Origin of the sequence: Paenibacillus albicereus (assembly GCF_012676905.1) — a bacterium.
Lineage (GTDB): Bacteria > Bacillota > Bacilli > Paenibacillales > Paenibacillaceae > Paenibacillus_O > Paenibacillus_O albicereus.
On the sequence record NZ_CP051428.1, the window covers coordinates 4,602,590 to 4,616,176 of the forward strand.

The window sequence follows — 13,587 nt, forward strand, 5'->3', positions numbered from 1 at the left end:
GAGCTACCGGTCCCGCTGTTCCGAAACGATGCGGAAGCGCGCCAAGCCGATCTCCCCGCGCAGCAGAAGCGTGAGCGGAGTTGCGGCAGCATCGCCAGTCGGCGCGGTTGCATCGGGAGAGGCTTCTGCTTGAGCGATTTCCGCGACTGCATGCTCCGTCTTTTCACCGGGCAAATCGAGCCAGCCGCCGTTCTGCTTGGCCGTAGCGACGAAGCCCGCCGGCAGCGCCAGCGGCGCCGCGACGGTCGTCCACGCCTGCGGACCGCCGGTGCGCGGCACGTCGCAGGTTGCGAGCAGCTCGCCGTCCGGGCCGCCGAGGCGCAGCTCGATGCTGCCGCCTCCCGCGCCGGACACGCGCGCTTCGAAACGGCTCGGCCCCGCCGGCAGCGAGCCGCGCTCGTACCGCGCCCAGCTCCGCGCGCCGCCAGCGCCCGCTCCTGTCGCCTCGCCTAAGCCTGCACCCCCGCTATCACCCGCAGCGTCGGCGCCGTTCCCGGCCTCCGCAAGCACGGCCGACGCTGCCGGCCGAACGCTGTCGCCGCCGTCGCGGCAGGCGTCGATGGCGAGCCCGCGCGCCTCGTCATAGGACGAGGCCGCCGTCCAATTGCCGAGCTGCCGGACGGACAGCGGCTCGCCGTCGAGCCGCAGCTCGGCCTCGGCGCGGATGTCCGCCGAGCTCGCGCCGGCGAGCAGGCGGCAGACGCCGCTTTCGAACGCCCAGCGGTCTGCCGCCGAATCCCAGACGGCCAGCTGCGATGCCTCGACGCGGAACTCCGCCGTCACCGTCTCCCCTGCGGCCAGCCGCAGCCGCTGGAAGCCGACCAGCTGCCGCTTCGGCCGCTCGACGGCCGAGCCTTCGATGCGGGCATACAGCTGCACGACCTCGTCGGCTTCCGATCCGCTCTCATTCGTGATGTCCAGCCGCACCGTCGCCGCCTCGCCCGCCGCCAGCGCCTCCCGATCTACAATCAGCTCCCCATAGCGGAACGTCGCGTACGACAGGCCGTGTCCGAACGGATACAGCACCGGGATGTCTCCATAATGGTAGGTCCGGCCGCTGCGGATGATGTCGTAGTCCAGGATCGACGGCATCCCCTGCTCCGTCGCCGGCCACGTCATCGGCAGCCGTCCCGCCGGACTGAAGTCGCCGAAGATCGCGGCGGCCGCCGCGCGGCCGAGCTCCTGCGACGCATGGCATACCTGCAGGATCGCCGGCACTTCCTGCTCGATGCCCTCCAGCGCGAACGGATAGCTGCTCACGAGCAGCACGGCCGTGCGCGGATTGGCACGCAGCACGGCGCGGACCAGCTCCTGCTGGGCTTTCGCCAGCGCGAGTCCGGGGCGGTCCGCATCCTCCTTGCCATTGATGAAAGGCTGATTGCCGACAACGACGACCGCCGCATCCGACGCAGCGGCCAGCCGCGCGGCCGTCTCGATGCCGTCCTCGACAAGCTCGACGAGGAACCGCTCCGCGTGCGCCGGCTTGCGGCGCTGCCGCAGCCGCTCGGCGCGCTCCGCCTCGGCGGCGGCGTCCGGGTTGGCCGCATCGCCAGCGTTGACCTCCGCCGCCGGCGCAAGCTCCGCCGGCATGAGCCGCCCGTCCGCCAGCAGGCCGACCGGCGTGCCGTCCCAGGTGCGCAGCTCGATGACCCGCCGAAGACCGGCCTCGTTCTCCTCGACGCGATGGATGTCCGCAGCCGTCCCGGACAAGCTGGCTCCCGCCGCTGCAAGCTCCGCGCCTTCCCGCTCTCGGCCGCCTCCCGTCCCTGCAAGCTCCGCGCCCTCCCGCTCACCGTCGCCTCCCGCCGCTGCAAGCTCCGCGTCTTCCCGCTCACCGTCGCCTCCCGCCCCTGCAAACTTCGCGCCTTCCCGCTCTCGGCCGCCTCCCGCCCCTGCAAGCTCTGCACCATCCGGCTCTCCAGCAACTCTCGGCGCCTGCCCCCCGCCTGCCGAGCCCGCCCGGACATCCTCCAGCCGGAACACCTCCTTGACGAACCAGCCGCGCGCCTCGTCCGCGCTTGCGGTCAGCCCGTCCTCGGCGTCGGTGACGAGCTTGCCGCTCGATCCGGCGCGCAGCGTCCAGCTGCCGTAGCCCCAATCGGTCGCCTCGAATACTTCGGCCTCCTCCGGCGCTGCCGCGTCCGCCGTCAGCACCGGGCCGCGCCCCACATAGCGGCCGGTCGACAGGCTGCGCAAACGCAGCTTGCTGCCGCCGGACGCATACGACGCTTCGCCCGCTCCGGCCAGCCGCTCCCGGATGCCGGCCAGCGGCGTGCTCCGGTACGGCGGCGTGCCGCTGTACCAGTCCGTGAACGCCTCGTCGGCCAGCGGCCCGATGACGGCGATCCGTCCCTGCGGCGCGAGCGGCAGCAGCGGCGGCTCGCCTGCGGCAGACGCGCAGCTTGCGGCCGAGGCGCCCGCTCCCGCCTGGCCAAGCGCCGCTTCAGCCGCGCGGCCAATCGCCCCTTCCGCGCCTTCCGCACCGGCCGCGCGTCCTTCCGCTCCGGCGGCTCGGCCGGCCGCTTCAGCAGCCGCGCCTCCCTTGCCGGCCGGCTCGTTGCGCAGCAGCACGACCGACTTTTCCGCCGCGAGGCGCGACAAGGCCGCGTGCTCGGGCGCGCCGACCATCGCCACCGGCACGTTCTCGTACGGATTCAGCCCCGGCGGATCGAACTCGCCCAGACGCATCCGCACGGAGAACGTCCGCGCCAGCGCGCGGTCGAGGTCGGCCTCCTCCAGCAAGCCCTGCTCCAGCGCGTCGCGGATGGCGCGCTTGACCGTCTCCGCGTCGTCCGTGATGCTGTCGATGCCCGCCCGGATGGAGAGCGCGACCGCCTCCGCGTACGAGTCGACGTGCTTATGCTCATGCACGGTGCCGAGCACGTCGCCCGCATCGCTCACGACGAAGCCGTCCATGCCCCACTCGCCCCGAACGATGCCCTCGATGTCGTCCAGCAGGTTCGCCGGCACGCCGTTGACGCTGTTGTAGGCGGTCATCATCGACTTCGCGCCGCCTTCCTTGAACGCCAGCTCGAACACCTTGAGGTAATACTCGCGCTTGCTGCGCGCGTCGATGCTGGCGGAGCCGAAGCCGCGATGGAGCTCGTTGTTGTTGGCGTAGAAATGCTTCAGCGTCGCCACCGCGCGCAAGTACGCCGGGTCGTCTCCCTGCATGCCGCGCGCGAGCGCCGCCGTCAGCTTGCCCGCCAGCAGCGGGTCCTCGCCGTACGCCTCCTCCGTCCGGCCCCAGCGGGCGTCGCGCTCCATGTCGACCGTCGGCGCCCAGATCGTCAGCCCGTTGCGCTCCGGATCGCGCTGGTAGAATACCCTCGCCTCGGTGCCGATCGCCTCGCCGACCTGCCGCAGCAGCGCATCGTCCCAAGTGGACGCGAGCCCGATCGGCTGCGGGAACACCGTCGCCTCCCCGAGCCAGGCGATGCCGTGCGCGCCCTCCGTGCCATGCTTGTACTTGGCTAGGCCGAGCCGCGGCACCTCCTCCTGATACTGCGGCATCTGCCCGATCTTCTCCTCCAGCGTCAGCCGCGAGACGAGGTCCGCGACCCTTTCTCCCAGCGGCAGCTCATGGTTGTAAAAATCAAGCGTCCCCGCCGCTTCGGCGTTCGGGCTCGTTGTGGCGTTCGTGTCCGTGCTCGTGTTCGCGCTCATGCTCGGCACTCCTTCGTTGCGTCCGGATTTTCCTTGTCCTGCAGAAGCAAGGCAAAAGAAGACTGGCTTTATCATAAAGCGTTTTCATTTCATCCGGCACCCGCACATTCGCAGCCGTTTTCAGATAGAAATCAGAGATCCCATTCCTGCCCCGCAACCTTTTTCGAGCAAGCACGTCCAAACGTTGAACCATATAAATTCCGTTATCTTCCATGAATCCCATTGTTCTAGAAAAGGAGTCTTGACCATGAAGAACCGTTTGCTGCCCGCTCGGGCGGCATCATTGCTGCTGGCAGCCCTGATGGCCGCCACGCCGGCCGCAGCCGCGAGCGCATCCGCCTCCTTGCCCGAGGGGGCCGGCCCGGCCGGAGTCGAGCTCTTGGAATCCACGTCCGGCCCGACCTCCCTCCCGGATGCCACAGCGAGCCTTGCGGCTTCCTCCTCAACGGAAGCTTCCGTTCCGCATGGCTGGAGCTTCCATCGCCTTTTTTACGATGAAAAGAGCGGACGCTCCTATTTCACCGCCTTCCGGAGCGATTCGGACACCCGTTATGAGAGCGTCCATATCTATCAAGACAAGGACGAATCCTGGCATGCGCTCGAGAAAGGCATTCAGATCATCTGGAGCGGCTACGACGGCATCGGGGCCATGCTCATCCTGCCCGGCACGTATGGCGGGGCTACGCCGTTGATAGCCTCCTACCTTCCCGACGAGGACCGGGCCATCGTCCGGGCGGCGTTCAGCCAGGGGGACCGGGGCATCGCCGAAATCCGGAGCTACGCGACTTCGTATCGAACGGAAGAGGGCTACTCTTATAGGCCATGGTTTCTGTCTTTCTACCGCACGCCGGGAGGCCTGGTGAGGGAAGTCGGGTCGTCGACATGGAGAAGCCGTTTCCATCTCCTGCCGGATGGCGGCCAGCTGGTCCAGGCGTACAGCGAACAAGCCAAGCAGTACGAAGTGTTCCGTCTGGATCCGGACACAGGCAATCGCAAGCATCTCGTCTACGCGAGACTGGACGCCTACGACGCCAAGGCCGGCAAGGCCGTCGTCCGCTACAACAAGCCGGACCGCCCGGCCGCGATTCTTGATCTGGCATCGGACTCGCTGCGCCCTCCCGCATCGGGAGAGATTCAACGAATCCGGTCCGATGCAGCGCCAGCCGCTCCCTACCTCAGCCCCTCCGACCTCGGCAAAGCGATGCCCCCGGCCGACCTGCAGCCGCAGGAGCTGCCGGTGACCGCGACGAAGCTCGACGTGCAGCCCGTCGCCCGCGCCGTTCTCGCTCCCGGCATCGGCGTCGACCTGCCGTTCGCCTTCATCCGCGGCGGCCGCACGCTGCTGCCTGCCCGCGAGCTGATCGACGCCGCCGGCCTCCAGGTCGAAGCGCACCAAATCCCCGGCACGACCGGCATCGGCAATTGGTTCGAGCTGACCGGCCCTGCCGGCACGGTCCGCGCCGACAGCGAATCGAGCCTGCTGCTCGCCGACCGCCTGTACGTCAGCTCCGCGCTGCTGCAGCGGATCGGCCTCGCCGTCGAGCGGATCGACTGGCTGCCGCCGAGCGCGGACTGAACAGACGCGCACGCGGCCGCAATCCGCTATACCCGTTCTCTACCTTGCTCCGCCGATCTCCCGGAAGCTATACTGGACCTATCTCAAATCAAGGAGGCCGATGTTCTATGGTGACTGTCATCGCTGCGCGCTTGTCGTCGATTGTCCCTATGCCGGTCTCTACGGAGCTTGCCGCATGACGCAGGCCAGGCCGCCTTCCGCCCGATCCGGGCCGAGGCTGCCTGCTTGACGCCATGCCCCGCATGAGCCGCAGGAGACCGACGTCTCCTGCGGCTTTTTGCTTGGCTTCCGGCCGTGCAGCCGCGCCCCGTCCGCGATCTCCGCAGGCAGGCGGCGCCGCTCGCCCGCTCCGTCGCCTCCCCCAATCGGTCCGCAGACCGGCCTTCCGGCCGCTGCGGGCTTTTTTCATTCCCATTCGATAAGGAGAGATTCCCTTGACCCCATCGCATGACAAAAAAGCCTCCCTTCCCCACGAGCCGGGCGGACCGCTCGGACCGAAGGAAACGTTCGAACCGAACCGCACCGACGAAACCGAGTCCGCCCCCGGCCTCTCGGTCCGGAACGAAAAAGCCCTCCAGACGCTCGGCTGGAACGCCTCCTGGCAAGAGCCGCTCGCCGCAGCGGCCGATCGGCTGCAGGCCGGCGGCTTGTCCACCGCCGGCCTGCAGCCGGCTCGCATCGTCGCGCAGTTCTCCCATCTGTACCGGCTCGCGGCGGCGGACGGCGAGCATCTCGCCGAAGTGACCGGGCGCTACGCGCACGGCGCGGCGTCGCGCACCGCCTACCCGGCCGTCGGCGACTGGGTGCTCGCCTCCGTGCCGAAGCCCGGCGACAGCTCCCGCGCCAGCATCCACGCGCTGCTGGAGCGCCGCTCGGCGCTCATCCGCAAGGAAGCGGGCCAGGTCCAGGAGGGCCAGGTCGTCGCCGCCAACGTCGACATCCTGTTCCTGACGATGGCGCTGAACCATGACTTCAACCTGCGGCGAATCGAGCGCTATCTCGTGGCGGCATGGGACAGCGGCGCGACGCCGGTCGTGCTGCTGACGAAGGCCGATCTCGCCGACGATCCCGAAGCGCTGACGCGCGAGGTCGAGCTCGCCGCCCCCGGCGTCCCCGTGCACGCGGTCAGCGCGCAGCTCGGCCAAGGGCTCGAGCAGCTGCGGCCTTACCTGCAGCCGGGGCGCACGATCGCGGTCGCCGGCTCCTCCGGCGTCGGCAAGTCGACGCTGCTCAACGAGCTGGCGGGCCAAGGCGCGCAGCGCGTGCAGGGCGTGCGCGAGGGCGACGACCGCGGCCGCCATACGACGACGCATCGCGAGCTGTTCCGCCTGCCGGGCGGCGCGCTGCTCATGGATACGCCAGGCATGCGCGAGCTGCAGCTGTGGGACGAGGGCGGCTCGTCGTCCGCTCACGCCGGCGCCTTTGCCGACATCGAGGAGCTCGCCTCGCAGTGCCGCTTCGGCGACTGCACGCATGGCCGGCGCGAGCAGGGCTGCGCGATCAAAAGCGCCCTCGCCAGCGGAGAGCTGGACGCCGGGCGCTACGAGAACTACCTCAAGACGGGCCGCGAGCTGGCGCGCATCGCCCGCAAGGAGCAGGCCGCGGCGCGCAAGAGCCTGCCTCCCGCCCAGAACAAGCAGCGCCGCAAGCAGGAGCGCCGCTCCGGCAAGGAAGCGGCGCAGCAGTGGGACTGACCTTTTTCACGTAATGACGTTGTTGGAATACCCGGCGACGATGTACAGGGAGTTGCTCGTATTCGTCCAGATGCCGATGTAGCCTCCGGGCGGCACGGAGACGATGTCGATGTAGTCCCCGATGAGCGGCACGGGCGTCGGGCTCGTGCCGTTCGGATTGAACGACACGTCCGTGATGCGGGTGTTGGTGAACGACTGTCCGCCGTTGATCGACCGGGCGACGTAGACGTCCAGGTCGAAGCCGTTCACTTGATTGCTGTAGTAGATGATGTTGACGCAGCCGGTCAACGGGTCGACGTCGATGGCCGGGAAGAAATTCTGCGAGCCCGCGGGCGCGCCGGTAATGCTGACGGGAGCCGACCAGGTCGTGCCCGTATCCGTGGAGATGCTCATGAAGATGTTCGAGTAGCCCTGGCGGAAGTCCTGCCAAACGGCGTAGATGTTTCCCGTGTAGGGTCCGATGGAGCGGTCGGCGGACAGGTTGGCGAACGTCAGGACGCGGAAGGCGTATCCCGTCACCGGAAGCACCGTCGGCACCGGCACGATCGTGCTCACCGTGACCGGAGCCCGGAAGGTCGTCGCCCCGTCGGAGGAAACGCGAATGACGAAGCGGTAGGTCGGATTGACGGTGATCCACCCGGCGCATACGTTTCCGACCAGGTCGACCGCCGCGTCCGGACGCTCCACCTGGTCGGCGTCGCTGGACAGCAGCACGGGCTGGTCCCAGGTCGCCCCTCCGTCCCGCGAGCGGTTCAGGAACGCGACGGAGTTGCCGTTGTTGGCCACGTTGAACTGGTGGTTGTAGGTGACGTAGACGTTGCCGAGATAAGGGCTCGACTGGGCGGTGTCGACGATCGTGTTCGTCTCGTCGTTGTTGATGTAGGTGCCGTAGCCCGGGGCGATCAGCACGGGAGGGGCGAACGTCGCGCCGTTGTCGATCGACTTGTAGAGATAGGTGGTGCCGTCGCTCGCTCCGGGAAAGACGTGGGCCGAGACGTAGAACGTGCTTGGAAACGCATAGCCTACGACCGCGGCCTCCGCGCCGGTGAAGCCGGCCGGAAGCGGCAGCAGCGCATTGCTCCAGGTGGCGCCTCCGTTCAGCGAGCGGTAAAGCCCGATCTGCGGAACTCCGGAGGTCGTATCCGTCGCCGTCGCGACCATGATCGAAGGATTCAGCAGATTGACGGCGACGGAAGGCTCGAACTTCGGATTGGTGCCGGGAGGCGTCACGTTGAAGTTGAAATTGGCCAGGGTCCATTCTCCTTTCGAATCCATCGAATCGGTATGTTCTACCATACGCCAGTCGAAGACGGCCTGCCTGTGCAGGTGCGGGTTTGCTCGCTTGCCCGGTTCGAATGGCGTTCCTTTTTCATAGAGTAGGAGAAACGGACAAGAGGAGGAATGGACATGGCCTACACGACAGGGCTCGTCACCAATACGCGCGCGACGGGCACCGCGGCGACGACGATCGTCGTCAACACCCGCAACGCGGCAGCCGGAGCGGCGACCGTGACGCTGAAGATTTTCGCCGTCTCTCCGACGACGCTGACGCTGACTCCGATCTACGTGTCGTCGTTCGCGGTGGCGGGTTATGCGGCGGACATCCGGACGTTCACGATCGCGGGCAACATCGCCTACGAGGTGCAGCTCGACAACAGCGCCGTGCTGGCGAATCCGGTCTACTCGACCTACGGATTGGACGAGTTCGGCAATCTGGTCACCGAGCAGGGCTTTCCGCAAGCGAAAATGACGATGATTCCCGCGCTCGTCCCGACCTGATCGGGCAGCAAGAAAAGGACCTCAATCAGCCGCCACGGGGCGACGATTGAGGTCCTTTTGGATTGGGCGGCACGGTCGCGGCCGGAAGCCGTCCGTCGAAAGCCGCGGCTCAGCCGCCGATGACGCGGCCGATCCGCGTCAGGATGTCGGCGGTCGAGGCCGGATCGTTGGCGTCGTACTCGTCGATGTTCAGGCGCAGCACCGGACAAGCGGTGAAGCCGTCGATCCATGCGGCATACCGCTCGTGCATATGCTCCCAATAAGAGACGTCGGTCTGGATCTCCATCTCCCGGCCGCGCTCGGCGATGCGGGCAAGGATGGACGGCAGGCTGCCCTCGATGTAGAGCAGGACGTCCGGATGCGGGAAGTACGGCGTCATGACCATCGCCTCGTACAAGCTCGTATACGTCTCGTAGTCGACCGGCGACATCGTGCCCTGGTCGGCGTGCATCTTGGCGAAGATGCCCGTGTCCTCGTAGATCGAGCGGTCCTGCACGAAGCCGCCGCCGAGCTCGAACATCTTCTTCTGCTCCTTGAACCGTTCGGCCAGGAAATAGATCTGCAGGTGGAAGCTCCAGCGCTCGAAGTCGTGGTAGAACTTCTCCAGGTACGGGTTGAAGTCGACCTTCTCCAGCGACGTGCGGAAGCCGAGCCGCTGCGCCAGCGCCGCGGTCAGCGTCGACTTGCCGACGCCGACCGTGCCCGCGACGGTGATGACGGCATTTTGCGGGATGCCGTAGGGGTTGGCGCTCATCGGATGCACTCCTTTACGCGCGCGACGATCTTGTCGAACTCGCTGCGGTCGGCGACGAAGTCGACGGCGTCGCCGTCGACCGGCAGGATGATCGTATCCGGCTCGCGCTCGGCCAGCTGGCTCATCGCCGTCTCGTAATCCTCGATCAGCTGCTGCAGGTAGGCCGTGGACATCTCCTCCTCGAACGAGCGGCCGCGCTTCGCGATGCGCTCCAGCAGCACGTCGAGGCTGGCGCGGATGTAGACGATGACGTTCGGCTTGGGCAGGTCGTCGGTGAGCACGTGGTAGATGTGGCGGTACTTGTCGCGCTTGACGCCCTTCAGCGTGCGCTCGCTGAAGATGAGGTTCTTGTAGATATGGTAGTCCGAGACGATCGCCTGGCCGCCGGCCAGCCTCGGGATGACGGCGTCCTCGAGCTGCTTGTAGCGGTTGCACAGGAAGAACATCTCCAGCTGGAAGCTCCAGTCGTCCATGTCCTGATAGAATTTGTCCAGAAACGGATTCTCCTCGACGATCTCCTTGACCAGCGGGTATCCCCACGCTTCGGCCAGCATCGTGGCGAGCGTCGTCTTGCCGGCCCCGATCGGCCCCTCGACGGCGATATATGGCGCGTGACTCATCGTAGCTGCTTCCCCCTTGAATGCGGGACCGGCAACCGGTCCTCTGCGTCCGGGCCCTCCGCATGTGGCGGCCCGAAGACGCACTGCTTGATTATAGCCGCTCCGGGGGATTAGGAGAACGGCCTTTTTCACATCCGGTTAAAAAAAGTTGCCGCTCCGCGGCGGCGGAAAGAGCGGGATGGAGCCGAGGCTCCCCGCACGACTGTTTCGTGCGGAGAGAGGCTTCGCCGGCGAAGGCGCTGGTGCGCACGGTTTTTCCGCGTGCGGTTTCCCCGTTGGAGGGGTCCGGACTTCCTTCAGCCGACTTGCTCGGCGTGGGGTCGTGCGATGAAGGGGTCCGGACTTCCTTCATGCGACGTACTCGGCGTGGGGTCGTGCGATGAAGGGGTCCGGGCTTCCTTCATGCGACGTACTCGGCGTGGGGTCGTGCGATGAAGGGGTCCGGACTTCCTTCATGCGACGTACTCGGCGTCGGGTCGTGCGACCAAGGGGTCCGGACTTCCTTCATGCGACGTACTCGGCGTGCGGGCATGCGTTGAAGGGGGCCGGACTTCCTTCAGCCGGCTTGCTCGGCGAGCGGTCGTGCGATGAAGGGGTCCGGACTTCCTTCATGCGACGTACTCTGCATGCGGTCGTGCCATGAAGGGGTCCGGACTTCCTTCATGCGACGTACTCTGCGTGGGGTCGTGCGATGAAGGGGTCCGGACTTCCTTCATGCGACGTACTCGGCGTCGGGTCGTGCGTTGAAGGGGTTCAAACTTCCTTCATGCGACGTACTCGGCGTGGGGTCGTGCGTTAAAGGGGTTCAAACTTCCTTCATGCGACGTACTCGGCGTGGGGTCGTGCGTTGAAGGGGTCCGGACTTCCTTCATGCGACGTACTCGGCGTGCGGGCATGCGTTGAAGGGGTCCAAACTTCCTTCATGCGACGTACTCGGCGTCTGGTCGTGCGACGAAGGGGCAAGAGGTTGCCGGTCGGGCCGGTCGGGCCGGTCGGGCGGAACAAGGCGAATCGGCCGAGGCACCGCCCGGCTTCGCCGCAAACAGAAGCAGGCCGGAGGAGCGTCCGTCGCTCCTTCCGGCCTGCTTTAAATTCTTCTTCCAGAGGGCTAGTCAATCCGTCAGACCGCCCCCACCTGCAGCTCCGCCATGCGGCGGCCCAGCTCGCGCAGCCGCTCCTTTTCGTCCTCGGACGGATTGAACTCGACCTTGAAGCCAGGCGCCATAATATTCGCTCCGCGCTCGGCCAGCTTGGCCTCGAACTGGTCGACCGCTCCACAGTAGATGTCGTACGACGTGTCGCCCGAGCCGAACGCCATCGCCGTCTTGCCCGCCAGATCCACCGCATCGAGCCCTTCGTACAGATCCAGGCTCTCGTCCGGCAGGTCGCCCTCGCCCCAAGTATATGCCCCGATGAAAATGCCGTCGTACTGCTCCAGCTCCGCTGCCTCCGCGTCCATGATGTCCCTCACGGTCAGCTGCGCGCCAGCCGCCCGAGCGCCCTCCGCGATCGCGTCGGCCATCTCCTCCGTATTGCCGGTCATGCTGCAGCAGACCAGAATGATCTTCTCCATCTCCCCGCTCCTCCCTCTCGCTCGGGCGCTCAGCCCGGCAGCATGCCGTCGAGCTGACGGATGCCTTCATATAAGGTCGCTAGATAAAGCCGTTCCCCGCTCGCATCCACATCGGTGACCGGGCCGTTCGTCTCCACCGGGCGGAGCGCGATCCGGCCTGCCAGCCAAGCGGCGCGATAAAGGCCGCGGTCGGAGCAGAGCAGCGGCTGTCCGCCGCGGACCGCGATCGAGAACAGGAACAGGCCTGGGTACCGATAGCGCTCGAAGCCCTCGCGAGGCGTACCCACGACGAGCTCGCCCAGCTCGCTCACGCCGATCAGCCGGCCGTGGCATACGGCGACGCTCGTGACGCCCGCGCCAAGCTCGAACTCCATCCAGGCCGAGCTGAACCGGTCGTACAGCGCCAGCCCTTTTTCGCAGCCGAGGATGAGGTACTGGGGCACGTTGACGATATCGTAGACCTTGCGGTCCGAGAACGCCGCCGACCCCCAATCCGCTCCATGGGAGCACCAGAGGCCGTGCGTCGTGCACGCATACAGGCATCCGCCTTCGGCGCGGTACTGGAACACCGGGAGCTCCAGCTCCTCCGTCTCCCACTCCTCCCCGTCAAAGACATACAGGCCCCGGCTCGTGCACGCATGCAGCTTCTCCCCGCCCAGCACAAGCCGGTTGACCGTCGATCCTTCCATCTCCGGCGTGCTGATCCGTTCCCAGCCGCGCTCCTGGCGCTTGCGGTAGATGCCGCTGCCCATCGTGGCGGCGTACAGCGTCCCCGCCCCCGCCAGCACCGACGAGCAGGACAACGGCTCCATCGTCTCCTGCGTCCCCGCCGCGTGGTCCCTCGACATGGCTGATCCCACCCTCTCGCTTCCGTATCAATCTATGCGCCGTGCGGCACGTCCATAAAGGCGTGTTTCCGACCTGCGGTCGGCCTCGCCCGTTTTTATGATAATGATTCTCAATCTCATCATATAGGATACGGATTCCAGCTCCGGTTGTCAACGGTATTAAAAAAAGAAGGGCCTTACGGCCCCCCTCGGATGCACGAATCTTCATGCGGCCCCGCAGCATGCTTGCGACTTTGCGCATCCTGGAGCTTCATTAGGAGCGACTTTGCGCGACTTTACGCGGCCTGGAGCAGCTTGCCGCTCCGGCTTGCGCCGCGTCAAGCTGGCCGCGCCCTCATCCCCTGCCGCCTCGAACGCCGGTTGCCCTCCTGCGCCGTGGACGATCCGGACTTCACCCGCCACACTCCGGCATTACCGGCATCCCCCCGGCTGCCTACAGCCGCAGCTGGAGCGCGACGGCCGCGCCGCCGTCCCGGAACTCCACCGAGCGGATGCCAACCATGGACGGCAGCTGCGAGCCGACCGGGATGACGATCGGCTCCAGCGTCCCGGACGGCAGGCTGATGCCGCGCAGCTTGGCGGATATCGGCGTCGCGATGAGGTCGGGATCGCGCCACTCCAGCCGGTATTCCGCCTGCACGCCCGCATCCAGCAGGTCGCGGTAGCGCCCGGCGATGTCGGCCGTCAGCCGCTGGCCTTGCAGCGTCAGCCGCGCTCCCTCGACGCGGAATTCCGGCGTCACCTGCGGCTGCTCGGCGAGCCGCGCCCGCGCCAGATTGTTGATGTCCTCGCCGCTTAGGAACAGCTCGGCCTTGCCGGCCTGGACCATCTCCAGCCCTTTGGCCGCGAGGTCGATCGGCTCATGCGCCAGCGTCAGCTCCTGCTGCGGCCGGATGTACCAGACGGCCGCGGCCGCGCCGGCTGCGGCCAGCACAAGCAGCGCGACGAGCAGGCCGATGAATCCTTTTGCCACTTTGCCCATAGGCATATCTCCTCCTGTCGTCTCTGCCTTCCCTGCGCCTCTTCCTCTAAAGCCCGCCGCCATTGACAAAGGCAGGCCCCAGCGGTATAACAAGA

General features: G+C 66.9%; 10 protein-coding genes. 3 read left to right on the top strand and 7 right to left on the bottom strand.

The features are described from left to right. Window positions 1-3: 3 nt before the first annotated feature. Window positions 4-3,666 carry a glycoside hydrolase family 3 C-terminal domain-containing protein gene (locus HGI30_RS23070; protein ID WP_206109963.1) on the bottom strand — a complete coding sequence of 1,221 codons (3,663 nt, stop codon included), beginning with the start codon at window positions 3,664-3,666 and terminating at the stop codon, window positions 4-6. Between the two features lie 247 nt (window positions 3,667-3,913). Here HGI30_RS23070 and HGI30_RS20650 point away from each other — a divergent pair, with 247 nt between their 5' ends. Then, the gene (locus HGI30_RS20650) at window positions 3,914-5,242 is read left to right on the top strand and encodes a hypothetical protein (protein ID WP_168909230.1); all 1,329 of its coding nucleotides are present in this window, start codon (window positions 3,914-3,916) and stop codon (window positions 5,240-5,242) included. A 632-nt stretch (window positions 5,243-5,874) separates the two neighbouring features. Then, window positions 5,875-6,936, top strand: a complete 1,062-nt coding sequence (gene rsgA / locus HGI30_RS20655; RefSeq protein WP_168910018.1) for a ribosome small subunit-dependent GTPase A — start codon at window positions 5,875-5,877, stop codon at window positions 6,934-6,936. 6 nt (window positions 6,937-6,942) lie between these two features. On the opposite strand, the gene HGI30_RS20660 is transcribed toward rsgA, so the two are convergent. Then, entirely contained in the window at window positions 6,943-8,211 is a 1,269-nt protein-coding gene (locus HGI30_RS20660) for a sialidase family protein (protein WP_206109965.1), read from the bottom strand. 132 nt (window positions 8,212-8,343) lie between these two features. Here HGI30_RS20660 and HGI30_RS20665 point away from each other — a divergent pair, with 132 nt between their 5' ends. Further along, complete coding sequence (locus HGI30_RS20665) at window positions 8,344-8,715, top strand: hypothetical protein (protein WP_168909231.1); 372 nt, start codon at window positions 8,344-8,346, stop codon at window positions 8,713-8,715. A gap of 109 nt (window positions 8,716-8,824) precedes the next feature. Here HGI30_RS20665 and HGI30_RS20670 read toward each other — a convergent pair whose 3' ends face one another. The 5 genes from HGI30_RS20670 to HGI30_RS20690 form a co-directional block, all read right to left on the bottom strand. Further along, complete coding sequence (locus HGI30_RS20670; protein WP_168909232.1) at window positions 8,825-9,469, bottom strand: deoxynucleoside kinase; 645 nt, start codon at window positions 9,467-9,469, stop codon at window positions 8,825-8,827. Further along, a complete protein-coding gene (locus HGI30_RS20675; protein ID WP_168909233.1) occupies window positions 9,466-10,089 on the bottom strand; it encodes a deoxynucleoside kinase in 624 nt (207 codons plus the stop codon). Before HGI30_RS20675 ends, HGI30_RS20670 begins: the two co-directional genes overlap by 4 nt. 1,120 nt (window positions 10,090-11,209) lie before the next feature. Then, complete coding sequence (locus HGI30_RS20680; protein ID WP_168909234.1) at window positions 11,210-11,662, bottom strand: flavodoxin; 453 nt, start codon at window positions 11,660-11,662, stop codon at window positions 11,210-11,212. A 29-nt stretch (window positions 11,663-11,691) separates the two neighbouring features. Beyond that, the gene (locus tag HGI30_RS20685) at window positions 11,692-12,510 is read right to left on the bottom strand and encodes a hypothetical protein (protein ID WP_168909235.1); all 819 of its coding nucleotides are present in this window, start codon (window positions 12,508-12,510) and stop codon (window positions 11,692-11,694) included. A 433-nt stretch (window positions 12,511-12,943) separates the two neighbouring features. Next, window positions 12,944-13,492, bottom strand: a complete 549-nt coding sequence (locus HGI30_RS20690; protein WP_168909236.1) for a hypothetical protein — start codon at window positions 13,490-13,492, stop codon at window positions 12,944-12,946. Window positions 13,493-13,587: the final 95 nt, after the last annotated feature.

Excerpts from the sequence above, each read along its gene's own strand:
- HGI30_RS20660 (WP_206109965.1), bottom strand. The coding sequence starts at position 8,211 with ATGGATTCGAAAGGAGAATGGACCCTGGCCAATTTCAACTTCAACGTG.
- HGI30_RS20670 (WP_168909232.1), bottom strand. The coding sequence starts at position 9,469 with ATGAGCGCCAACCCCTACGGCATCCCGCAAAATGCCGTCATCACCGTC.
- HGI30_RS20680 (WP_168909234.1), bottom strand. The coding sequence starts at position 11,662 with ATGGAGAAGATCATTCTGGTCTGCTGCAGCATGACCGGCAATACGGAG.
- HGI30_RS20650 (WP_168909230.1), top strand. The coding sequence starts at position 3,914 with ATGAAGAACCGTTTGCTGCCCGCTCGGGCGGCATCATTGCTGCTGGCA.
- HGI30_RS20665 (WP_168909231.1), top strand. The coding sequence starts at position 8,344 with ATGGCCTACACGACAGGGCTCGTCACCAATACGCGCGCGACGGGCACC.
- HGI30_RS20675 (WP_168909233.1), bottom strand. The coding sequence starts at position 10,089 with ATGAGTCACGCGCCATATATCGCCGTCGAGGGGCCGATCGGGGCCGGC.
- HGI30_RS23070 (WP_206109963.1), bottom strand. The coding sequence starts at position 3,666 with ATGAGCGCGAACACGAGCACGGACACGAACGCCACAACGAGCCCGAAC.
- HGI30_RS20690 (WP_168909236.1), bottom strand. The coding sequence starts at position 13,492 with ATGGGCAAAGTGGCAAAAGGATTCATCGGCCTGCTCGTCGCGCTGCTT.
- HGI30_RS20685 (WP_168909235.1), bottom strand. The coding sequence starts at position 12,510 with ATGTCGAGGGACCACGCGGCGGGGACGCAGGAGACGATGGAGCCGTTG.